Origin of the sequence: Pseudomonas sp. B2021, assembly GCF_018135665.1 — a bacterium.
GTDB lineage: Bacteria > Pseudomonadota > Gammaproteobacteria > Pseudomonadales > Pseudomonadaceae > Aquipseudomonas > Aquipseudomonas lactis.
In genome coordinates this window covers 5,568,494-5,589,901 of record NZ_SMOF01000001.1, presented here as the reverse complement: position 1 = coordinate 5,589,901, position 21,408 = coordinate 5,568,494, and the positions used below count along the sequence as shown (strand labels likewise).

Sequence of the window (21,408 nt, the reverse complement as noted above, 5' to 3'; positions counted from 1 at the left end):
AGGCTCCTTAAGGTTTTTGCAGACACCTTAAGCAGCGCTTGTGACCGAATTGTTGCAGCTTGAAGACGCGGGCCCGTTACACCGGGGTGCCGAGCAATACATGGCTGGGTGCAAACTGCACGCGGATCGGCTGGCCCTGCGCTGCGTCGATGGCCTTGAGTGCGACGGGCTGCGCCAGCGCGCACAACACTTGGCCGTTGGGCAGGGCGATACGTACCTCGCTGGGGCCGTCTTCGGCGGCGAGAATGGTCTCGATACTGCCTTCCAGGCAATTGTGTCCAAGTGTTTCGGTTTGCCCCTCCGCCAGTAATTCCAGCCATCCGGCCTTGATCAGCGCGACCACTTCCACGCCGGTCTGCAGTTCCAGGCGCAGGGTGCTGTCGTGTGTAATCTGCGCGTCGAGGTGCAGGCCTCCGGCCAGTTGCAGGCGGATCATGTCGTTGTGGCCATGGCTCTCTATGGCGCTGACCTGGCCGTGCAATTGGTTGCGCGCGCTGGTGCGCAGCATCAAGCGGCCCAGCAGGTCGAAGTCGCTGGCCGCTTCGTCAGAGCCAAGGATCTCGGCCTGTAGCAGTTGCAGGCGCTGATAAAGGCGCAGCACCCGTTCACCTTCTTGCGTCAGTTTGGCGCCGCCACCGCCCTTGCCGCCGACGCTGCGTTGCACCAGCGGTTTTTGCGCCAGGTTGTTCAGCTCATCAATGGCGTCCCAGGCGGCCTTGTAACTCAACCCGGCACTCTTGGCCGCACGGGTGATGGAGCCCTGCTCGGCGATATGCCCCAGCAAGGCAATACGCTGGGGGCGGCGGATGATGTGTTGGTTGAGAGGGTTGGGCACAGACATGGCAGATACGCTTGGGTGAGATGCGCCGACGTTGCCGCGATGGCGCAGGGGAGTCAAGTCAGCTGCCGGGCTTGGGCGTACGGGCCAGGCAATACACGTCCACCTGGCGTGCGCCGGCATTTATCAACAAGCGCGCCAAGCCGTGGGCGGTGGCGCCGGTGGTGAGGACGTCGTCTACCAGCGCCACATGTTGCCCGGCAACCCGGATGCCGGGGGCCAGTGCGAAGGCGTTGAGCAGGTTGCGTTTGCGGGTCTTGGCATCAAGGTCTTGCTGCGCCACGGTTTCATGGGGGCGCAACAGCGCGTGTTCATCAATGGGAATGTCGAGGGCGTGACTGAGCCAGCGGGCCAGCATCAACGCTTGATTAAAGCCGCGTTCGCGCAGGCGTTTACGCGCCATGGGCACCGGCAGCAGGCAGTTGGGGCGCTCCAGTTCGGCGTTATCGAAGCGATGCTGCAAGTGCTGCCCCAGCAGGCGCGCCAGCAAGTGCCCCAGCGGCCAACGCGCCTGATGCTTGAAGCGGCTGATCAGGGTGTCCACTGGAAAACTGTAGGTCCATGGCGCGATCACTTGGTGAAAGGCCGGAGGCTGTTTTTGGCACTGGCCGCAGATCAACCCATCCATGGGCAAGGGCAGTGCGCAACGCTCGCATTGTTCCATCAGCCATGGCAATTCTGTTTCGCAGGCGCTGCACACGGCCTCGGCTAATTCAGTGCTCTCATCGCAAATCAGGCAGGGCTGTATGCTTTTTGACCAGATGTAAACTTGGTGTTTGTACTCAGGTTGACAGTGCATGAATCTTCCTTAAATATGCCGAGCATCCGTGTCGTGCCTGTGGGTATTGCCCTTCCCACAGCGCTTGCCAAAGCATAATCAAGGAATCGCCCATGAGCGCCAGCACCTCTGCCACCCTGCGTCACGATTGGTCTTTAGCTGAAGTCAAAGCCTTGTTCGTGCAGCCCTTCAACGACCTGTTGTTCCAGGCGCAGACCGTGCACCGCGCGCATTTCGACGCCAACCGCGTGCAGGTCTCGACCCTGCTGTCGATCAAGACCGGCGCCTGCCCGGAAGATTGCAAATATTGTCCGCAGTCGGGCCACTACAACACTGGCCTGGAAAAAGAGAAGCTGATGGAGGTGCAGAAGGTCCTCGAAGAGGCCGCGCGCGCCAAGGCCATCGGTTCGACGCGTTTCTGCATGGGCGCGGCGTGGAAGCATCCATCGGCCAAAGATATGCCCTACGTGCTGGAAATGGTCAAAGGCGTGAAGGCCATGGGCCTGGAAACCTGCATGACCCTTGGTCGCCTCGACCAGGACCAGACCGAAGCCCTGGCCCAGGCCGGCCTGGACTACTACAACCACAACCTCGATACGTCGCCGGAGTTTTACGGCTCGATCATCACCACCCGCACCTACAGCGAGCGCCTGCAAACCCTGGCGTACGTGCGTGATTCGGGGATGAAGATCTGCTCGGGCGGCATCCTCGGCATGGGCGAATCTCTCGATGACCGCGCCAACTTGCTGATCCAACTGGCTAACCTGCCGGAGCATCCGGAATCGGTGCCGATCAACATGCTGGTGAAGGTAGCGGGTACGCCGTTGGAAAACGCCGATGACATCGACCCCTTCGATTTCATCCGCATGCTGGCGGTGGCGCGCATCCTGATGCCGCAGTCCCACGTGCGCCTGTCGGCCGGCCGCGAAGCCATGAATGAGCAGATGCAGGCCCTGGCGTTTTTTGCCGGCGCCAACTCGATCTTCTACGGCGACAAACTGCTGACCACCGCCAACCCCCAGGCTGACAAGGACATGCAATTGTTCGCACGCCTGGGCATCCTGCCCGAAGCCCGTGAAGAGCATGCCGACGAAGTGCACCAGGCGGCGATCGAGCAGGCGTTGGTGGAGCAAAAGAGCAGCGAGCAGTTCTACAACGCTGTGGTGTAACCACCTTTGGAATGCATTCCAGTGTAGGAGCTGGCTTGCCTGCGATGACGGCGGCACTTTCAGCGTAGAAGTGTCAGAAGGACCGCTATCGCAGGCAAGCCAGCTCCCACATTGGACGCAGTTGAACCTGTTGAATCGAGGCCAGCATGTCATTCGATCTCGCCGCGCGCCTCGCTGCCCGCCGTGCCGACCATCTTTACCGCCAGCGCCCCTTGCTGCAGAGCCCCCAAGGCCCGCAGGTGGTGGTGGACGGGCAACCGTTGTTGGCGTTCTGCAATAACGATTACCTGGGCCTTGCCAATCACCCGCAAGTGATCGAAGCCTGGCGCGCCGGTGCGTCCCGCTGGGGCGTGGGCGGTGGCGCTTCGCATTTAGTGGTGGGCCACGCCACACCGCACCATGAGCTGGAAGAAGCCCTGGCTGACTTGACCGGTCGCCCGCGTGCCTTGCTGTTCACCACCGGCTACATGGCCAACCTCGGCGCGGTCACGGCGCTGGTGGGGCAGGGCGATACGGTACTGGAAGACCGGCTTAACCACGCGTCTTTGCTGGATGCCGGCTTACTGTCCGGTGCGCGTTTCAACCGCTACCTGCATAACGACGCGGGTAGCCTGGCCAAGCGCCTGGAGAAAGCCACCGGCAATACCTTGGTGGTCACCGACGGTGTGTTCAGCATGGACGGCGACCTTGCCGACCTGCCCGCGCTGGCCCGTGAAACCCGGGCCAAAGGGGCCTGGCTGATGGTGGATGACGCCCATGGCTTCGGCCCGCTGGGCGCCAATGGCGGCGGTATCGTCGAGCATTTCGGCTTGAGCCAGGACGACGTGCCCGTGCTGGTTGGCACCTTGGGCAAAGCGTTCGGCACCGCCGGGGCCTTTGTGGCTGGCAGTGAGGACTTGATCGAGAGCCTGATCCAATTCGCCCGCCCGTATATCTACACCACCAGCCAACCACCGGCACTGGCCTGCGCCACCCTCAAAAGCCTGGAACTGCTGCGCAGCGAACATTGGCGACGCGAGCACCTCAACGCGTTGATCCGCCAGTTTCGCCATGGCGCGCAGCAGATAGGCCTGGCGTTGATGGACAGTTTTACGCCGATCCAGCCGATCCTGATTGGCGACAGCGCCCGGGCACTGCGCCTCTCGCAGATGCTGCGCGAGCGCGGCCTGATGGTGACCGCCATTCGCCCACCCACCGTGCCCGCCGGCAGTGCCCGTCTGCGGGTGACATTGACGGCAGCCCACAGCGAAGCGCAGGTGCAGCTACTGTTAGAAGGGTTGCAAGCGTGTTTTCGCTTATTAGGCGACTCGGAGTCTGGCCATGCGTAATCGACTGATCCTGCTACCGGGCTGGGGCCTGGGTGTGTCACCGCTGGAGCCGTTGGCCGCTGCGCTGCACGGCCTGAACGAGCATTTGCAGGTACAGATCGAACCCTTGCCGGTGCTGCAGGCCAGTGAACTCGGTGAATGGCTCGATGAACTCGATGCGACGCTGCCGGACAATGCCTGGCTCGGGGGCTGGTCGCTGGGCGGCATGCTCGCGTCCGAGTTGGCGGCACGCCGTGGCGAGCGGTGCTGCGGTTTGCTGACCCTGGCGAGCAACCCGTGTTTCGTCGCCCATGACGGCTGGCCTCACGGGATGCCTGCCGAAACCTTCGATGCATTTTTGGCCGGCTGCCACGCCGATTCCCAAGTCACGCTCAAGCGTTTTGGCCTGTTGTGTGCCAAGGGGGCCGAAGACCCACGCGGCTTGTCGCGCTTATTGGTCAGCGGTGCGCCGAATACTTCCTCCAGCGTCTTGATGCCCGGCCTGGAACTGCTGGCCCAACTGGATACGCGGGCGGCCTTGCAGGCTTTTCGCGGCCCTCAGTTGCACCTGTTTGCCGGCCTGGATGAGCTGGTGCCTGCCGAAGCCGCCAGCGACCTGCTGGCCTTGCTCCCCGATGTAGAAATCGGCCTGATTGAACAGGCCGGTCACGCGTTTCTTCTGGAAGACCCTCACGGAGTCGCCGGGGCTATCCAGGCTTTTTTGCATGAGTGTGTTGATGACTGACCTATCCCACCCGCCCTTGCCTGGGGGCTTGCCGGACAAGCGCCAGGTTGCGGCCTCGTTCTCCCGTGCGGCGGCCAGTTACGACAGCGTGGCCGAGTTGCAGCGTGCGGTCGGGCATGAACTGCTCAGCCGCTTGCCGCACGGCCTGGTGCCCCAGCGTTGGCTGGACATGGGCTGTGGCACGGGTTACTTCAGCCGCGTATTGGGCGAGCGTTTGCCCGGCAGCCAGGGTGTGGCGTTGGATATTGCCGAGGGTATGCTCAACCACGCGCGTCCACGGGGTGGCGCTGCGCACTTTATAGCCGGCGATGCAGAACGCTTGCCGCTTGCAGCTGACAGCTTCGAGCTGTTCTTCTCCAGTCTCGCGGTGCAGTGGTGTGCCCATTTTGATGCGGTGCTCAGTGAAGCCAGGCGTGTGCTGCGACCAGGTGGCGTGCTGGCCTTTGCCAGCCTGTGCGTAGGCACCCTGGATGAGTTGCGCGAGAGTTGGCGGGCGGCGGATGGCCTGGTCCACGTCAATCGCTTCCGCACCTTCGAGGCTTATCAGCAACTGTGTGCGGCCAGTGGTTTGCGCGTGATCAGCCTGGAGCGAAAGCCCCATGTGTTGCATTACCCGGATGTGCGCAGCCTGACCCATGAACTCAAGGCACTGGGCGCCCATAACCTCAACCCAGGCCGCCCGGGAGGGTTGACGGGCCGTGCGCGGATTGTCGCGCTGGTAGAGGCCTACGAGCAGTTCCGCCAGGCCCAGGGCCTGCCCGCCACGTACCAGGTGGTGTATGCCGTACTGGAGAAACCGTTATGAGCGCCGCTTACTTCATCACCGGTACAGACACCGATGTTGGCAAGACCACCATCGCCGCCGGCCTGTTGCATGCGGCCAGGCTTTGCGGCAAAAGCACGGCCGCCGGAAAGCCGGTGGCGTCGGGCTGCCAACTGACGGCCCAGGGCCTGCGCAATGCCGATGCGTTGGCGTTGCTGGCCGAGTGTTCCGTGCCGCTCAGTTATGCCGAGGTCAACCCGGTGGCCTTCGAGCCAGCTATCGCGCCGCATCTGGCGGCGCGCGAGGCGGGCGTCGGGCTCACGGTGCAATCGCTGCTCAAACCGATGCAGCAGGTCCTGGCACGGGGCGCGGACTTCACCTTGATCGAAGGGGCAGGCGGTTGGCGCGTGCCCTTGGCCGACCAGGCCAACCTGTCGGACCTGGCCATGGCGCTCAAGCTGCCGGTGATCCTGGTGGTGGGCGTGCGCCTGGGGTGCATCAGCCATGCACTGCTCACCGCCGAAGCCATCGCACGGGATGGCTTGCCGCTGGCGGGCTGGGTGGCAAATATCATCGACCCCAAGACCTCTCGTCTGGAAGAAAACCTCGCCACCCTGGCTGAGCGCCTGCCCGCACCTTGCCTGGGGCGAGTGCCGAAACTCAAGCATGCCGGGGCCGCCGCAGTGGCCGAGTACCTGGAGCTGGACCTGCTTGACTGATTTTGGCTATCGATAAGGCAATATGCCATTAGTGTTTTTGACGGGCCTTTTGCCAGGATGTCTGGTTCAATCGGGCTTCACGATTCTCTAAAGGCAGGCTTACGCCATGGACATCTCTGGAAGCAGCGCGTTTTATTCGGGCCTGAGCACTATTCAGACCGGGCAGAACCGTGTCGACCAGGCGGCCGGCAAGATTGCCAGCGCCGGAACCACCCAGCCATCGGCCGCGCAAAGCGACCGTCTGCAAGCCAATGACCGCGCCCAAGCGTCCAACTCGGCGAGCAACATGGTGGAAATGGCTCAGGGCAAGTTTCAAGTCGAACTGGGGGCGAAAGTCGCCAAGGCTTCGGATGAAATGCTCGGTACCTTGATCGATACCTACGCTTAACTTATCTATCGCACGCCCGCTCCTCTCTGTGGGAGCTGGCTTGCCTGCGATAGCATCAACGCGTACTGCCTGATACACCCTGGCGCCTGCATCGCAGGCAAGCCAGCTCCCACAGTCGTTCTGCGACATTCTGCTCGTCCTTAAATCCATGAGGCATCCCGCCGCAGGCCTCGCCGTGCCTGACGCTGACCCGCGTCAAGACAAACGGCATCTGGCCGACGCTTGACAACCCTGGGTCGTAAACGTATGTTTCAAACACCTGTTTGACCGCCATAACAAATCCACGCGGTTGTTCATCCCAGATACATCAGCAGAGGTTTATCGCTATGCCTGACTACAAGGCCCCCTTGCGTGATATTCGCTTCGTTCGTGACGAACTGCTCGGTTATGAAGCGCACTATCAGAGCCTGCCGGCTTGCCAGGACGCTACTCCGGACATGGTCGACGCCATCCTCGAAGAAGGCGCCAAGTTCTGTGAGCAAGTACTGGCACCGTTGAACCGCGTGGGCGACATCGAAGGGTGTACCTGGAGTGAGTCAGGCGTTAAAACCCCTGCGGGTTTCAAAGAAGCCTACAAACAATTCGTCGAAGGCGGCTGGCCAAGCCTGGCCCACGACGTGGAGCACGGTGGCCAAGGCCTGCCGGAATCCCTGGGCCTGGCCGTGAGCGAAATGGTCGGCGAAGCCAACTGGTCGTGGGGCATGTACCCTGGCCTATCCCATGGCGCGATGAACACCATTTCCGAGCACGGCACCCCCGAGCAGCAAGACGCTTACCTGACCAAGCTGGTGTCGGGCGAATGGACCGGCACCATGTGCCTGACCGAGCCACACTGCGGCACCGACCTGGGCATGCTGCGCACCAAGGCCGAGCCTCAGGCTGACGGTTCCTACAAAGTCTCCGGTACCAAGATCTTCATCTCGGCCGGCGAACACGACATGGCCGACAACATCGTCCACATCGTACTGGCCCGCCTGCCGGACGCGCCGGCTGGCACCAAAGGTATCTCGCTGTTTATCGTGCCCAAGTTCCTGCCCAACGCCGATGGTTCGGTGGGCGAGCGCAACGCGGTCACCTGTGGTTCCCTGGAACACAAGATGGGCATCCACGGCAACGCCACCTGCGTGATGAACTTCGACGCGGCCACCGGTTTCCTGATCGGCCCGGCGAACAAAGGCCTGAACTGCATGTTCACCTTTATGAACACCGCTCGCCTGGGCACCGCGCTGCAAGGCCTGGCCCACGCCGAGATCGGCTTCCAGGGCGGCTTGAAATATGCGCGTGACCGCCTGCAAATGCGCTCCCTGACCGGCCCGAAAGCACCGGATAAAGCCGCTGACCCGATCATCGTGCACCCTGACGTACGCCGCATGCTGCTGACCATGAAAGCCTTCGCCGAAGGTAACCGTGCAATGGTGTACTTCACCGCCAAGCAAGTGGACATCGTCAAGTACGGCACCGACGACGAAGCCAAGAAGCAGGCCGATGCCCTGTTGGCCTTCATGACCCCGATCGCCAAGGCGTTCATGACCGAAGTCGGGTTTGAATCGGCCAACCACGGCGTGCAGATCTACGGTGGCCACGGCTTTATCGCTGAGTGGGGCATGGAGCAGAACGTGCGCGACAGCCGCATTTCGATGCTGTACGAAGGCACCACCGGCATCCAGGCGCTGGACCTGCTCGGCCGTAAAGTGCTGATGACCCAAGGCGAAGCGCTCAAGGGCTTCACCAAGATCGTGCACAAGTTCTGCCAGGCCAACGAAGGCAACGAAGCGGTTAACGAGTTCGTGGCACCGCTGGCGGCATTGAACAAAGAGTGGGGCGAGTTGACCATGAAGGTCGGTATGGCCGCGATGAAAGACCGTGAAGAAGTCGGTGCTGCTTCGGTGGACTACCTGATGTACTCCGGCTACGCGTGCCTGGCTTATTTCTGGGCCGACATGGCACGCCTGGCTGCCGAGAAACTGGCCGCCGGCACCAGCGAAGAGGCGTTCTACACCGCGAAATTGCAGACTGCGCGCTTCTACTTCCAACGCATCCTGCCGCGTACCCGCACCCACGTGGCAACCATGCTGTCGGGCGCCAACAACCTGATGGACATGAAAGAAGAAGACTTCGGTCTGGCTTACTAAGCCTTACCCGGTTCTTCTAAAAACCGCCGCCTCCTTCGGGAAGCGGCGGTTTTTTTTGCCCTTGTGTAGGAGCGAGCTTGCTCGCGAAGGTCGTTAACGATAACGCGGGCATTCTGGATAAGCGCGGTGCCTATGGGATCTTCGCGAGCAAGCTCGCTCCTACAGAAGGCGCGCATAAAAAACCGCAGTAACGCACTCAGGGATTGCGGTGAGCTGCCGTTACAGTGATGGCAATGTGATACATGATCGGTCAGTTGTGCTTAACTGACCGCTTAGAGGCACAGTGCCATTATTTGTTTGCGGGTCGGAGTTTTACCCTTGTCACGCGTGTCCGCTGTACGTTTCAGCCATTTTCTCCCTTCGCTGCTGCTGTTGCTGGCCGGGCTCTCGGCTGCGTACGTCAAGGACCTCAGCGTCTTCTTCACCTCGCTGTTCAACGTGTTGCCCACCCTGGTCCTGTTGCTTGGCGGCGCCTATTGCGCGGTGTATCGACGCCAGCGTGAACTGTTCCTGATGGTCACGGTGTACGTCGCCTATTTCCTGCTGGATACCCAGACCGACTTCTACCGCGACAACGGCCGCGTGCGTGAAGACGCTGCGGTGGTGTTCCACCTGTGTTGCCTGCTGTTGCCCTTGCTGTTCAGCATCTATGCGCTGTGGCAGGAAAAAACCCATCTGTTCCGTGACTTCGTCGCCCGCTGCGCGGTGCTGCTGGCGGTGGGCAGTGTGGCGCTGGCCCTGAAGCAGAGTTTTCCCCAGGCCTTGCTGGGCTGGTTGGCGGAGATTCGCTGGCCGATGCTGCACGGCGCGTGGATGAGCCTGATCCAGCTCTCGTACCCGATGTTCCTGATCGGTTTTCTCACCCTGGCCGCCCAATACTGGTACCAGCCGCGCCCGCTGCACGCCGCGCAACTGGTGGGGTTGCTGGGCATGTTCTGGATGTTGCCGCAAACCTTCATCCTGCCGTTCACCCTCAACATCATGTGCAGCCAGGTGATGTTGATGATCGCTGCGGGGGTGGCGCACGAGGCGTATCAGATGGCGTTCCGTGATGAGCTCACCGGCTTGCCGGGGCGACGTGCGCTCAACGAGCGCATGCAGCGGCTGGGGCGTAACTATGTGCTGGCGATGAGCGACGTCGATCACTTCAAGCGTTTCAATGACACCCACGGCCACGACGTCGGCGACCAGGTGCTGCGCCTGGTGGCGAGCAAGCTGTCCAAGGTCAACGGTGGTGGGCGGGCCTACCGTTACGGCGGTGAAGAGTTTGCCGTGGTGTTTGCCGGCAAGACCTTGGATGAGTGCATGCCGCACCTGGAGGAGATCCGCGAGATCATCGCCAGCTACGACATCAAGTTGCGCAACCCGGACCGCCCCCAGGACGACCATCAAGGCCGCCAACGCCGTGCGGGCAGCGGAGCATCCAGTGTGTCGGTGACGGTAAGCATCGGCGTGGCCGAGCGCCAGGCCGAGCAGCGCAGCCCCGACGAGGTGCTCAAATCCGCCGACCAGGCGCTGTACGCCGCCAAGGGGGCGGGGCGTAATTGTGTAGTCGCAGCCGGGCAAACCCGCCGTGGCGCGGTGCGCATGCAAAGCGCTGCCAGTTGAGTAATGGCGCTGTATTCAGCAGCGCTACAGTGATTGTCCACGGCCATGGCCGGCAGTAGGTTAACCCTATCTGCTGCCGGAGACATTGCCATGCCTGAGTACAAAGCTCCCCTGCGCGACATGCGCTTTCTGATCGACACCGTATTCGATTTCCACGGCCACTACGCGGCCCTGGGTGCCACGGATGCCAGCCCGGACATGGTCAGTGCGATCCTCGAAGAAGGCGCCAAATTCTGCGAAAACGTACTCGCGCCGCTCAATCGCAGCGGCGATGAAGAGGGCTGCCATTTCGATAATGGCGTGGTAACCACGCCTAAAGGCTTCAAGCAAGCCTTCGCCCAGTATGTGGAAGGCGGCTGGCATGGCGTGGCGGCAGACCCGGCCTACGGTGGCCAGGGCCTGCCCCATTCCCTGGGCCTGGTGCTGAGCGAGATGATCGGCTCCAGCAACACTTCCTGGGGCATGTACCCAGGCCTGACCCACGGCGCGATGTCGGCCATCCATGCCCACGGCACCGACGAACAGAAAGCCACCTACCTGAGCAAACTCACCGCCGGCGAATGGACCGGCACCATGTGCCTGACCGAAGCCCACTGCGGCACCGACCTGGGCTTGATCAAGACCCGCGCCGTGCCACAGGCGGACGGCAGTTACGCGGTCACCGGCAGCAAGATCTTCATCTCGGCCGGCGAGCACGACATGAGCGCCAATATCATCCACCTGGTGCTGGCCAAACTGCCGGATGCGCCGGCGGGCACCAAGGGCATCTCATTGTTTATCGTGCCCAAGTTCCATGCCGACTCCGGCGAGCGCAATGCGGTGCACTGCGGCTCTATCGAACACAAGATGGGTATCAAGGCTTCGGCCACCTGCGTGCTGAACTTCGATGGCGCCAAAGGCTTTTTGATTGGCGAGGCGAACAAGGGCCTCAACTGCATGTTCACCATGATGAACCACGCACGCCTGGGCACCGGCATGCAGGGCCTGTGCAACGGCGAGGCGAGCTTCCAGGGCGCGATCAAGTACGCCAATGACCGTTTGCAGATGCGCTCGCTGACCGGTGCCAAGGCCCCGGAGAAAGCCGCCGACCCGATCATCGTGCACGCCGATGTCCGCCGCATGTTGCTGACCATGAAAGCCTTCAACGAAGGCAACCGCGCCTTGACCTATTTCACCGCGCAACTGCTCGACACCGCGCACCTGGGCAGCGACGCCGGCCAACGCCAGGAAGCCGAGGACCTGTTGGCCTTCCTCACGCCGATCTGCAAAGCCTTCATGACCGAAACCGGCCTGGAGGTGACCAACCACGGCATGCAGGTATTCGGTGGCCATGGCTATATTCGTGAGTGGGGCATGGAGCAACTGGCCCGTGACGCACGTATCGCCCCGATCTATGAAGGCACCAACGGCATCCAGGCTCTGGACCTGCTCGGGCGCAAGGTATTGGGCAGCCAGGGCAAGTTGCTGCGTGGGTTTACCAAAATTGTGCATAAGTTCTGCGCGGCCAATGCCGAGCATGCGCAGTTCAAGGCCCATGTGGCGCAACTCAATGAGCTGAACCAGCAATGGGGCGAACTGACCCTGAAGGTCGGCACGGCAGCGATGAAAAACCCTGACGAAGTGGGCGCGGCGGCCATGGATTACCTGATGTACAGCGGTTACATCATCCTTGCCTACCTGTGGTTGCGCATGGCGATCGCGGCGCAAGCCCAGGATGACCCAGGGTTTGCCCAGGCGAAGCTTGCGACCTGCGACTTTTATTTCAAGCGCCTGTTGCCGCGTACGGCCATGCACCGTGCTGCGGTGGAGGCGGGGAGCGAATGCCTGATGAGCTTACCGGCGCAGGCCTTTGCACTGTAGAGGTCACTGATTGCTCGGGGTCAAAATGTGGGAGCGAGCTTGCTCGCGAATGCGCTGGTACAGTCAAAGATGTAGCGACTGACACGCCGCATTCGCGAGCAAGCCCGCCACACAATGGTTTGTATGTGACTTATAAATACTTAATGGTCACGAATGGACCCTATGTGTCTGAAAAGTTGTTCGGGTACACTCGACGCCTGTAAAACCGATCCTATCGAATCATTTTTCACGTTCTCACGAGGTTTGCCATGGCTGATTACAAAGCGCCGTTGCGTGATATGCGCTTCGTCCTCAACGAAGTTTTTGAGGTCGCTAATACTTGGGCCCAGTTACCGGCATTGGCAGACAGCGTTGACGCCGAAACTGTCGAGGCGATCCTGGAGGAGGCCGGCAAGGTCACCGCCAAATCCATTGCCCCACTCAGCCGCGGCGGCGATGAGCAAGGCTGCCAGTGGGCAGACGGCGCCGTCACGACGCCCGACGGTTTCCCTCAAGCCTACAGCACCTACGCCGAAGGCGGCTGGGTGGGGGTGGGCGGCGACCCGACCTACGGCGGCATGGGCATGCCCAAGGCCGTGTCGGCGCAGGTTGAAGAAATGATCAACTCATCGAGCCTGGCTTTCGGCCTGTACCCGATGTTGACCTCCGGCGCTTGTGTCTCCATCAACACTCACGCCAGTGATGAACTCAAGGCCACCTACCTGCCGAAGATGTATTCCGGTGAGTGGGCCGGTTCCATGTGCCTGACGGAAGCCCATGCCGGTACCGACCTGGGGATGATCCGCACCAAGGCCGAGCCTCAGGCGGACGGCTCCTACAAGGTCAGCGGCACCAAGATCTTCATCACCGGTGGCGAGCACGACCTCACCGAAAATATCATCCACCTGGTGCTGGCCAAACTGCCGGACGCACCGGCCGGGCCCAAGGGCATCTCGCTGTTCCTGGTACCGAAGTTCCTGGTAAATGCCGATGGCAGCCTGGGCGCGCGTAACCCGGTGAATTGCGGCTCCATTGAACACAAGATGGGCATCCAGGCCTCCGCTACCTGTGTGATGAACTTCGACGAAGCCGTGGGTTACCTGGTCGGTGAGCCCAACCGGGGCTTGGCGGCGATGTTCACCATGATGAACTATGAGCGCCTGGGTGTTGGCATTCAGGGCCTGGCGTCGGGTGAGCGGTCCTATCAGAACGCGATTGAATATGCCCGCGACCGTCTGCAGAGCCGTTCCCCGCTAGGCGCGCAGGCCAAGGACAAGCCGGCAGACCCGATCATCGTGCATCCGGATGTCCGTCGCATGTTGCTGACCATGAAGGCGGCGAACGAAGGCGGCCGGGCGTTCTCCACCTACGTGGCGACGCAGTTGGACATCGCCAAGTTCAGCGACGATGCCCAGGCGCGCGAGCGTGCCGATAACCTGGTGGCGTTGCTGACGCCGGTGGCCAAGGCGTTCCTTACTGACCTGGGCCTGGAAACCACCGTGCTTGGCCAGCAGGTGTTTGGCGGCCACGGTTACATCCGCGAGTGGGGCCAGGAGCAATTGGTGCGTGACGTGCGCATCACCCAGATCTACGAAGGCACCAACGGCATTCAGGCCCTGGACCTGATGGGTCGCAAGATCGTCGGCAGCGGCGGTGCGTTCTATACCTTGTTCGCCGATGAGATCCGCCAGTTCATCGCCGCATCGGGCCCTGATTTGGCCGAGTTCACCACGCCGCTGAGTGCGGCTGTGGATAACCTGGATGAGCTGACGGCCTGGGTGCTGGACCGCGCCAAGAGCGACGCCAATGAAATCGGCGCGGCCTCGGTGGAATATCTGCATGCGTTCGGCTACATGGCCTATGCCTATATGTGGGCGCGCATGGCCAAGGCGGCGTTGGGTAAAGAGGGCGAAGAGGATTTCTACGCCAGCAAACTGGGGACTGCGCGTTTCTACTTTGCCCGTCTGTTGCCGCGTATCCACTCGTTGAGTGCGTCGGTAAAAGCCGGTAGCGAATCACTGTTCCTGATGGATGAAGCCCTGTTTTAAGGGCGCGGAGGGCGTGTAAGCATTCTCTTACATGACGTGCTGCTAATCGTCCTCTATCGCCACATTGGATCCACGGCTAATCTACTTCACATGGACGTCGCGCAGGAAGCGCAAAGCAACAACACGGACACGTAGGATTCTGCCAGGATGGCGGAGTGAAATGGATGTCAGGGAAACAGTCTGCAAAGCCCCGCTTCGGCGGGGTTTTCTTTTGCCCGCGAAAAAGTCAGGCGCTTGCCGACGGGGCATTCATTACGTCTTCCAGCAGGGTTCGCAATAACGCCACCGTCGCCTGCTGGCGTTGCACATCGCGGCATACCAACCCGACTTTCAGCGGTACCCTGGGCTCGCTCAAGGGTTTCCACAGCAGTGCCTTGCTGTTGTGCTCGTCCTGGGAGCGCCCAGGCAGCACCGTCGCCAGCCGGGTGTGAGGCAGGCTGTCGAGAATGCCCACCATGGTATTGAGCTCCGCCTGCACTTGCGGACGCCGCCCGAGGTTGGACAGTTGGCCTTGCCAGATCTGCCGAACCTGAAACTCTTCCCCCAACAGCAACATCGGTAACTCGGCGGCTTGTTTGAGCGAGACTTTCTTGAACTCGCGCAACGGATGGTCTTCGGGAATCACCACTTTCAACTCGTCTTCATACAGCAGCACGCCATGCAGGCCCGGTTGACGGGGTGGCAGGTAGCTGATGCCGATATCGAGGGAGCCATTGAGCAACCGCCGTTCAATCTCAAGCCCGGTCAGCTCGTAGATCTGCACCACCAGATGGGGCTGGGCTTTGCGCACGCGCTCAAGCATCTGTGGCACCAGGCTGGTGTGCACGGTTTGCAGCACGCCGATGGCCAGGGTGCGCATGGCTTGGCCCTTGAAATTGCGCAGCGCCTCCACGGCTTGCTGCATGCCATCAATCAGCGGCAATGCGTGGTTGTATAAGGTGTGGGCCGCCAGGGTCGGCAACAGGCGCTTGCTGCTGCGTTCGAACAGGCTGACGTCGAGGTTCTGTTCCAGTTGGCGAATCTGTTGCGACAGCGCTGGCTGGGAGATGGACAGACGCTCCGCGGCACGGCCTACGTGGCCTTCCTCATACACCGCGACGAAATAACGCAGTTGCTTGAAATCCATAAGGTTTGCTTATCGAAAAAGCTGGAAAATCGAAATGGCCGCTGGCCCCCGAGGCGCCTAGTCTAGCGCCTATTCGCAGGGCTTACAGGGCCGGATCGGACAATGAACAGCGTTTTTGTTGATAGCGTTTACATAGGCAACGCAAAAAATCTGAAGGCCTTATTGGCAGGCGGCATCGACCAAGGTCAGGTTGCCAACGGAGGTGAAGTGTGAACTTGTTCCGTCGCTCTGCGCCGAGTCTGGATGACCTGGTTGTGCATGCCCCGCGTGCAGAGGTTTCCAGCCAGTGCCTGATGCCCACTGTGGCGCGCCCGCCCCACGTATTTGTGCAGGGGCACGGCTCCTGGCTTTCGGACGCTGACGACCGCGCCTATCTGGATTTCAGTCAAGGCGGCGGCGCCAACAGCCTGGGCCACAGTCCCCAGGCCGTGCGCGACGCCATTGCCGAACAGATGCTCACCGTGATCAACCCCGGCCTGGGCTTGCACAACCGCGCGCAACTGGACCTCGTCGACCGTCTGTGCCACCACACCGGCAGCGACCAGGCCTACTTGCTCAACAGCGGTGCGGAAGCCTGTGAAGCGGCCATCAAGTTGGCACGCAAGTGGGGCCAACTGCATCGCGGGGGCGCTTACCACATCATCACCGTAAGCAACGGCTGTCATGGCCGTAGCTTGGGGGCGATGTCGGCGTCGGATGTGGCCTGCGAAAACCGTTTCGAACCGCAGTTGCCAGGTTTCAGCCAGGTGCCGTTCAACGATCTACCGGCCCTGCATGCAGCGGTGGATGCGCAGACCGTCGCTATCATGCTGGAGCCGATACAAAGCGGCGGCGGTGTCATCCCCGCGACCGAACATTACCTCAAGGGCGTCGAACGCCTGTGTCGTGAGCTGGGGATCCTGCTGATCTTCGACGAAGTGCAAACCGGTGTGGGCCGCTGTGGCAGCTTGCTGGCCGAACAACAATACGGCGTGCGCGCCGACATCATTGCCCTGGGCAAAGGCCTGGGCGGTGGCGTGCCCCTGGCGGCGCTGCTGGCGCGTGGTACTGCCTGTTGCTTCGAACCAGGCGAGTTGGACGGTACGCATCATGGCAATGCGCTGATGGCATCTGCGGGTATCGCGGTACTCGACGCTGTATTGGCGAACGGCTTTCTCGAGCATCTGCGCGAATCCGGCTTGTACCTGGCAGAAGGCCTTGCCCGCCTGGCCTACCGTTACGACCATGGGCCCTTGCGCGGCAACGGGCTGCTTTGGGGCTTGACACTGTCGGACGATTGCGCCGCAGCAGTGGTCAAGGCCGCGCTGCACGAAGGCCTGATTCTCACCGCCTCACAACCTGACTGCCTGCGCTTTACCCCTGCGCTGAACATCAGCAAAACCCACATCGACGAAATGCTGCTGCGGCTTGCCCGCGCCTTTTCTCGGGTGCGCACCGCTCAAGTGCAATGCCGCAAGGGCATCGCCGTTTGACCCCAGTTTCCTGAACCGTCTCGCGGCATACGCGGCGCCTCCAGCCTGATTCTTTTGGCTGGGGGCGTTTTTTTGTCTGGGTAATTTCTGGTGTGAAAACGTTGATTGAGCCTCCCTGGGAACAGTGGTTTCTTAGCGGACGTCGGCAAGGACCGCCGATGGGGCACAGCGTGCTCGACTTTTAATCTATACCACTGGGTGGTATGTTTTTGGGAAGGGACCTCCATGAAGCTCAGGTTGTTTAAAACACGGCGATTTGCCGAGGCGGCCAACAAAGCCTGGATCTGCGATTCGGAGTTGAGGGAGGCGTTTGGCGAAATGCTGAGGGGGCAGGCAGATAATCTGGGCGGTGGTGTCTGGAAAAAACGCCTCAATCAAAATCGACATCGTTCAATCATATTGGCCAAGGGTAGGCACTATTGGGTTTATCAGTTGCTGTTCGCGAAGAAGGATCAAGGCAACATTACGCAGAGCGAACTTGTTTGGTTTCGATCACTGGCCAAAACTTATGAAAGGTTAAACGAAGCACAGATTCAGCAAATGCTGGATCTCAAGGAGTTTGTGGAGATACATCATGACGAAGAAGTATAAAAGCGAGGCGTTTGAGTCCATTCACGAGTCAGCCAAAGCGCTTCATGCTGTCGGCGCCATCAGCAAAACCACTTTGCGAGAATATGATGAGGCATGTTTATCCATGCCAGACCAAATCCCTGCCGAACAGATCAAGCAACTACGGGAAAGCAGCCATGTCAGCCAGCCTGTATTCGCCCGCTACCTGAACACCAGCGCGTCCACGGTCAAAAAATGGGAGTCGGGAGAGAAACGGCCCAGTGGCATGGCGCTCAAGTTATTGAGCATCGTGCAAAAACATGGGCTGGAGATTCTGGCCTGAGATGGCCCAATGCCAGAATCCACTGAACCCTCACGAACCGCCAAGGTCGATTAGCTACACGGCTCACACGAGCCGATTTTCTGGAGCTGACCCATGGACATCATTCGTATCATCATCGCCATTCTGCTGCCGCCATTGGGTGTGTTCCTGCAAGTAGGTTTCGGCGGTGCCTTCTGGCTGAATATCCTGCTGACCCTGTGCGGTTACTTCCCTGGCATCATCCACGCGGTGTACATCATCGCCAAGCGTTGAGGCCCTCAGCCTTTTGCAATGAGCCGTGAGTTGCGCTCATTGCGAAAGGCCAGTTGCTCGATGGTCTGGGTGGCCCGTTCGGCCTCTTCCCGCGCCTGAAGGATGATGCCGTGCTGCTCGGATTTGCTGCATACCGGGTCGGCATTGCTGGCGTCACCGGTGAGCATGAAGGCCTGGCAACGGCAGCCGCCGAAGTCCTTTTCTTTTTCGTCGCATGAACGGCATGGCTCGGGCATCCAGTCGTAGCCACGAAAGCGATTGAAGCCAAACGAGTCGTACCAGATGTGCTGCATGCTGTGGTCGCGCACATTGGGAAACTGCACGGGCATCTGCCTTGCGCCGTGACAAGGCAGGGCGGTGCCGTCAGGCGTGACGGTCAGGAAGATGCTGCCCCAGCCGTTCATGCAGGCTTTGGGGCGCTCCTCGTAATAATCCGGTGTCACGAAGATCAGCTTGCAGGGGTGGCCTTCGGCTTCCAGCTTGGCGCGGTATTCATTGGTGATGCGTTCGGCGCGCACCAACTGCTCGCGGGTGGGCAGCAAACCCACGCGATTGAGCTGTGCCCAGCCGTAGAACTGGCAGGTGGCGAGTTCGACGAAGTCCGCTTCCAGCGCAATGCACAGTTCGATGATGCGGTCGATCTTGTCGATATTGTGCCGATGGGTGACGAAGTTCAGCACCATCGGGTAGCCGTGGGCTTTCACCGCTCGGGCCATTTCCAGTTTTTGCGCGAAGGCTTTTTTGGAGCCGGCCAGCAGGTTGTTCACCTGTTCGTCACTGGCCTGGAAGCTGATCTGGATATGGTCCAGGCCGGCTTTCTTGAAGTCGCTGATTTTTTGTTCGGTGAGGCCGATGCCAGAGGTGATCAGGTTGGTGTAGAAACCCAGCTTGCGGGCCTCGCCGATCAGTTCGGCCAGGTCCTGGCGCACCAGCGGCTCGCCGCCGGAAAACCCCAACTGCGCCGCGCCCATTTCACGGGCTTCGCGAAATACCTTGATCCATTGTTCGGTGCTCAGCTCTTTGCCCTGCTCGGCGAAATCCAGCGGGTTGGAGCAATACGGGCACTGCAGCGGGCAGCGATAGGTCAGCTCGGCCAGCAGCCACAGAGGCAGGCCGATGGCTGGTTTTTCAGGCAAGGGTGATCCAGTGCTCAGCACGGGCGACCTCCATGAATTGCTCGATGTCGTCACCCAGCTCCGGTACGCCGGGGAACTGCTTGTCCAGCTCGGCAATGATGGCCGCCACGTCGCGCTCGCCGTCGATCAGGCCGCCGATCAATGCGGCGCTATCGTTGAGCTTGATCATGCCTTCGGGGTAGAGCAGAACATGGCCTTTTTGTGCAGGCTCGTACTGGTAGCGATAGCCCTGGCGCCAGGTCGGTTTTTTACTGCGATCAAAGCTCATAGGGTGATCCCTTTATGCCATACCCGCTGTTCGGTGACGCTGTGATACGGCGGGCGTTTGAGTTCGTAGGCCATGCTCATGGCGTCCAGCATGCTCCACAGGATGTCCAGTTTGAACTGGAGAATTTCCAGCATGCGCTCCTGCCCCTCGCGGGTGGTGTAGTGCTGCAGGGTGATCGCCAAGCCGTGTTCCACATCGCGACGGGCCTGGCCCAGGCGTGTGCGGAAGTACTCGTAACCGGCCGGGTCGATCCACGGGTAATGCTGGGGCCAACTGTCGAGACGCGACTGGTGGATTTGCGGCGCGAACAGCTCGGTCAACGAGCTGCTGGCGGCTTCTTGCCAGCTGGCGCGGCGGGCGAAGTTGACATAGGCGTCCACGGCGAAGCGTACGCCGGGCAGCACCAACTCTTGGGAGCGCAGTTGGTCGGGGTCCAGGCCCACAGCCTGGCCCAGGCGCAGCCAGGCTTCGATACCGCCGTCTTCACCGGGCGCGCCGTCGTGGTCGAGCAGGCGCTGGATCCATTCGCGACGGATTTCACGGTCTGGGCAGTTGGCCAGGATCGCCGCGTCTTTCAGCGGGATATTCACCTGATAGTAGAAGCGATTGGCGACCCAGCCCTGGATCTGCTCACGGCTGGCGCGGCCTTCGTACATCGCCACATGATAGGGGTGATGGATATGGTAGAAGGCGCCCTTGGCGCGCAAGGCGGCTTCGAACTCCGCCTTGCTCAACGGTGTGTCGGTCATTTCGAATGCTCCTACAATTCAATGCTCATGCCGTCGTAAGCCACTTCGACATTGCGCCGCATCAGCTCCGCTCGCTCGGGAGAGTCTTCATCGAGGATCGGGTTGGTGTTGTTGATGTGGATAAGCACTTTGCGCTGTTTGGGCAGTTGCTCCAGCACTTCAAGCATGCCGCCGGGGCCGTTCTGTGCCAGGTGGCCCATCTCACGCCCGGTGCGGGTGCCGACGCCACGGCGCTGCATTTCATCGTCGTCCCACATCGTGCCGTCGACCAGCAGGCAGTCGCTGCCGGCCATGATCTCCAGCAACGGTGCGTCGACCTTGCCCAGGCCCGGGGCGTAGAACAATTTGCCGCCGGTGCGCAGGTCTTCGACGATCAGGCCAATGTTGTCACCGGGGTGCGGGTCGAAACGATGTGGCGAATAGGGCGGTGCGGCGCTACGCAACGGCAGCGGGGTGAAGCGCAGGTTGGGGCAGGCCGGGATGGTGAAGCTGGCGTCCAGCTCGATGCGGTTCCAGGCCAGGCCACCGTTCCAGTGGGTCAGCATGGTGAACAATGGGAAGCCGGTGCTCAGGTCTTCATGGACCATGTCGGTGCACCACACCTGGTGTGGGCAGCCTTCGCGCAGGCTCAGCAGGCCAGTGGTGTGGTCGATCTGGCTGTCCATCAGGATGATTGCGCTGATGCCGGTATCGCGCAGGGCGCGGCCCGGTTGCATGGGCGCAAAGCCCTGGAGCTGCGCGCGGATATCCGGCGATGCATTGCAGAGCACCCAGTTCACGCCATCGTCGGAGATCGCGATGGACGACTGGGTACGCGCGTGGGCCCGCAGGCTGCCATTACGAAAACCTGCGCAGTTCACGCAGTTGCAGTTCCACTGCGGGAAGCCACCGCCGGCGGCGGAACCTAGAATCTGGACAAACATGATCGCTCCCTCAAGCACAGCTCAAAACAAAAACGCCCCGGGCGAACCGAGGCGTTGTATTACTCAGCCAATCAACGGCTGGCGAAGTACATGGTGACTTCGAAACCGATACGCAGATCAGTGTAAGCAGGTTTGGACCAGGTCATATTCTTACTCCTATCAAGGGATGGGACGTTCACTACCAAGTAATACATATAGTCCACCTCCCATTGGAGATGTTCAGATATTGCTGCGCAATGTTACGCAATTTTATTCA

Annotated in this window: 22 protein-coding genes; 14 read left to right on the top strand and 8 right to left on the bottom strand. The window is 60.9% G+C overall.

Features of this window, described 5'->3' with window-relative positions:
- Nucleotides 1–76: 76 nt before the first annotated feature.
- On the bottom strand, nucleotides 77–841 hold the full coding sequence (locus tag E1K68_RS25300) for a TOBE domain-containing protein (RefSeq protein WP_212614794.1): 765 nt from the start codon (nucleotides 839–841) through the stop codon (nucleotides 77–79).
- 58 nt (nucleotides 842–899) lie between these two features.
- The gene (locus tag E1K68_RS25295) at nucleotides 900–1,637 is read right to left on the bottom strand and encodes a ComF family protein (RefSeq protein WP_212614793.1); all 738 of its coding nucleotides are present in this window, start codon (nucleotides 1,635–1,637) and stop codon (nucleotides 900–902) included.
- A gap of 92 nt (nucleotides 1,638–1,729) precedes the next feature.
- On the opposite strand from E1K68_RS25295, the gene bioB reads away from it, so the two are divergent.
- The 10 genes from bioB (at nucleotide 1,730) to E1K68_RS25245 (ending at nucleotide 14,334) form a co-directional block, all read left to right on the top strand.
- Complete coding sequence (bioB, locus tag E1K68_RS25290; RefSeq protein WP_014720209.1) at nucleotides 1,730–2,785, top strand: biotin synthase BioB; 1,056 nt, start codon at nucleotides 1,730–1,732, stop codon at nucleotides 2,783–2,785.
- A 146-nt stretch (nucleotides 2,786–2,931) separates the two neighbouring features.
- Nucleotides 2,932–4,113 carry an 8-amino-7-oxononanoate synthase gene (gene bioF / locus E1K68_RS25285; protein ID WP_003194799.1) on the top strand — a complete coding sequence of 394 codons (1,182 nt, stop codon included), beginning with the start codon at nucleotides 2,932–2,934 and terminating at the stop codon, nucleotides 4,111–4,113.
- Nucleotides 4,106–4,837 carry an alpha/beta fold hydrolase gene (locus tag E1K68_RS25280; RefSeq protein WP_137204203.1) on the top strand — a complete coding sequence of 244 codons (732 nt, stop codon included), beginning with the start codon at nucleotides 4,106–4,108 and terminating at the stop codon, nucleotides 4,835–4,837. Before bioF ends, E1K68_RS25280 begins: the two co-directional genes overlap by 8 nt.
- Nucleotides 4,830–5,642, top strand: a complete 813-nt coding sequence (gene bioC, locus E1K68_RS25275; RefSeq protein ID WP_212614792.1) for a malonyl-ACP O-methyltransferase BioC — start codon at nucleotides 4,830–4,832, stop codon at nucleotides 5,640–5,642. The genes E1K68_RS25280 and bioC overlap by 8 nt, the downstream gene beginning before the upstream one ends.
- A complete protein-coding gene (gene bioD / locus E1K68_RS25270) occupies nucleotides 5,639–6,319 on the top strand; it encodes a dethiobiotin synthase (protein ID WP_003194794.1) in 681 nt (226 codons plus the stop codon). The genes bioC and bioD overlap by 4 nt, the downstream gene beginning before the upstream one ends.
- Nucleotides 6,320–6,425: 106 nt before the next feature.
- Nucleotides 6,426–6,707: a hypothetical protein gene (locus E1K68_RS25265; RefSeq protein ID WP_003194792.1), complete on the top strand. Its 282-nt coding sequence runs from the start codon at nucleotides 6,426–6,428 to the stop codon at nucleotides 6,705–6,707.
- Between the two features lie 326 nt (nucleotides 6,708–7,033).
- Nucleotides 7,034–8,839 (top strand): phenylacyl-CoA dehydrogenase, encoded by a 1,806-nt coding sequence (locus tag E1K68_RS25260; RefSeq protein ID WP_003194790.1) that lies wholly within the window; start codon nucleotides 7,034–7,036, stop codon nucleotides 8,837–8,839.
- 318 nt (nucleotides 8,840–9,157) lie between these two features.
- Nucleotides 9,158–10,447 (top strand): GGDEF domain-containing protein, encoded by a 1,290-nt coding sequence (locus E1K68_RS25255; RefSeq protein ID WP_212614791.1) that lies wholly within the window; start codon nucleotides 9,158–9,160, stop codon nucleotides 10,445–10,447.
- 90 nt (nucleotides 10,448–10,537) lie between these two features.
- Entirely contained in the window at nucleotides 10,538–12,307 is a 1,770-nt protein-coding gene (locus E1K68_RS25250; RefSeq protein ID WP_212614790.1) for an acyl-CoA dehydrogenase C-terminal domain-containing protein, read from the top strand.
- Nucleotides 12,308–12,555: 248 nt separating this feature from the next.
- Nucleotides 12,556–14,334 carry an acyl-CoA dehydrogenase C-terminal domain-containing protein gene (locus E1K68_RS25245; RefSeq protein ID WP_212614789.1) on the top strand — a complete coding sequence of 593 codons (1,779 nt, stop codon included), beginning with the start codon at nucleotides 12,556–12,558 and terminating at the stop codon, nucleotides 14,332–14,334.
- A gap of 226 nt (nucleotides 14,335–14,560) precedes the next feature.
- Here the strand turns inward: E1K68_RS25245 and E1K68_RS25240 are convergent, their stop codons facing one another.
- Nucleotides 14,561–15,460, bottom strand: a complete 900-nt coding sequence (locus E1K68_RS25240) for a LysR family transcriptional regulator (protein WP_003194779.1) — start codon at nucleotides 15,458–15,460, stop codon at nucleotides 14,561–14,563.
- Between the two features lie 209 nt (nucleotides 15,461–15,669).
- On the opposite strand from E1K68_RS25240, the gene E1K68_RS25235 reads away from it, so the two are divergent.
- The 4 genes from E1K68_RS25235 to E1K68_RS25220 all read left to right on the top strand — a co-directional run bounded on the left by E1K68_RS25235 (nucleotide 15,670) and on the right by E1K68_RS25220 (nucleotide 18,076).
- Nucleotides 15,670–16,932 (top strand): aminotransferase class III-fold pyridoxal phosphate-dependent enzyme, encoded by a 1,263-nt coding sequence (locus tag E1K68_RS25235; protein WP_212614788.1) that lies wholly within the window; start codon nucleotides 15,670–15,672, stop codon nucleotides 16,930–16,932.
- Between the two features lie 225 nt (nucleotides 16,933–17,157).
- Nucleotides 17,158–17,523: a type II toxin-antitoxin system RelE/ParE family toxin gene (locus E1K68_RS25230; protein WP_212614787.1), complete on the top strand. Its 366-nt coding sequence runs from the start codon at nucleotides 17,158–17,160 to the stop codon at nucleotides 17,521–17,523.
- The gene (locus E1K68_RS25225) at nucleotides 17,507–17,824 is read left to right on the top strand and encodes a DNA-binding transcriptional regulator (RefSeq protein WP_034133912.1); all 318 of its coding nucleotides are present in this window, start codon (nucleotides 17,507–17,509) and stop codon (nucleotides 17,822–17,824) included. The genes E1K68_RS25230 and E1K68_RS25225 overlap by 17 nt, the downstream gene beginning before the upstream one ends.
- A gap of 93 nt (nucleotides 17,825–17,917) precedes the next feature.
- Nucleotides 17,918–18,076 (top strand): YqaE/Pmp3 family membrane protein, encoded by a 159-nt coding sequence (locus tag E1K68_RS25220; RefSeq protein WP_003194776.1) that lies wholly within the window; start codon nucleotides 17,918–17,920, stop codon nucleotides 18,074–18,076.
- 5 nt (nucleotides 18,077–18,081) lie between these two features.
- Here E1K68_RS25220 and pqqE read toward each other — a convergent pair whose 3' ends face one another.
- The 5 genes from pqqE to pqqA all read right to left on the bottom strand — a co-directional run bounded on the left by pqqE (nucleotide 18,082) and on the right by pqqA (nucleotide 21,298).
- On the bottom strand, nucleotides 18,082–19,233 hold the full coding sequence (gene pqqE, locus E1K68_RS25215) for a pyrroloquinoline quinone biosynthesis protein PqqE (protein WP_181004902.1): 1,152 nt from the start codon (nucleotides 19,231–19,233) through the stop codon (nucleotides 18,082–18,084).
- On the bottom strand, nucleotides 19,205–19,480 hold the full coding sequence (gene pqqD / locus E1K68_RS25210) for a pyrroloquinoline quinone biosynthesis peptide chaperone PqqD (RefSeq protein WP_003194772.1): 276 nt from the start codon (nucleotides 19,478–19,480) through the stop codon (nucleotides 19,205–19,207). The genes pqqE and pqqD overlap by 29 nt, the downstream gene beginning before the upstream one ends.
- Nucleotides 19,477–20,229, bottom strand: coding sequence for a pyrroloquinoline-quinone synthase PqqC (gene pqqC, locus E1K68_RS25205; RefSeq protein ID WP_003194770.1), 753 nt, complete (start codon nucleotides 20,227–20,229; stop codon nucleotides 19,477–19,479). The genes pqqD and pqqC overlap by 4 nt, the downstream gene beginning before the upstream one ends.
- Before the next feature lie 11 nt (nucleotides 20,230–20,240).
- Entirely contained in the window at nucleotides 20,241–21,152 is a 912-nt protein-coding gene (gene pqqB / locus E1K68_RS25200) for a pyrroloquinoline quinone biosynthesis protein PqqB (RefSeq protein ID WP_003194767.1), read from the bottom strand.
- 71 nt (nucleotides 21,153–21,223) lie between these two features.
- Entirely contained in the window at nucleotides 21,224–21,298 is a 75-nt protein-coding gene (gene pqqA, locus E1K68_RS25195) for a pyrroloquinoline quinone precursor peptide PqqA (RefSeq protein WP_003194766.1), read from the bottom strand.
- Between the last annotated feature and the right edge of the window lie 110 nt (nucleotides 21,299–21,408).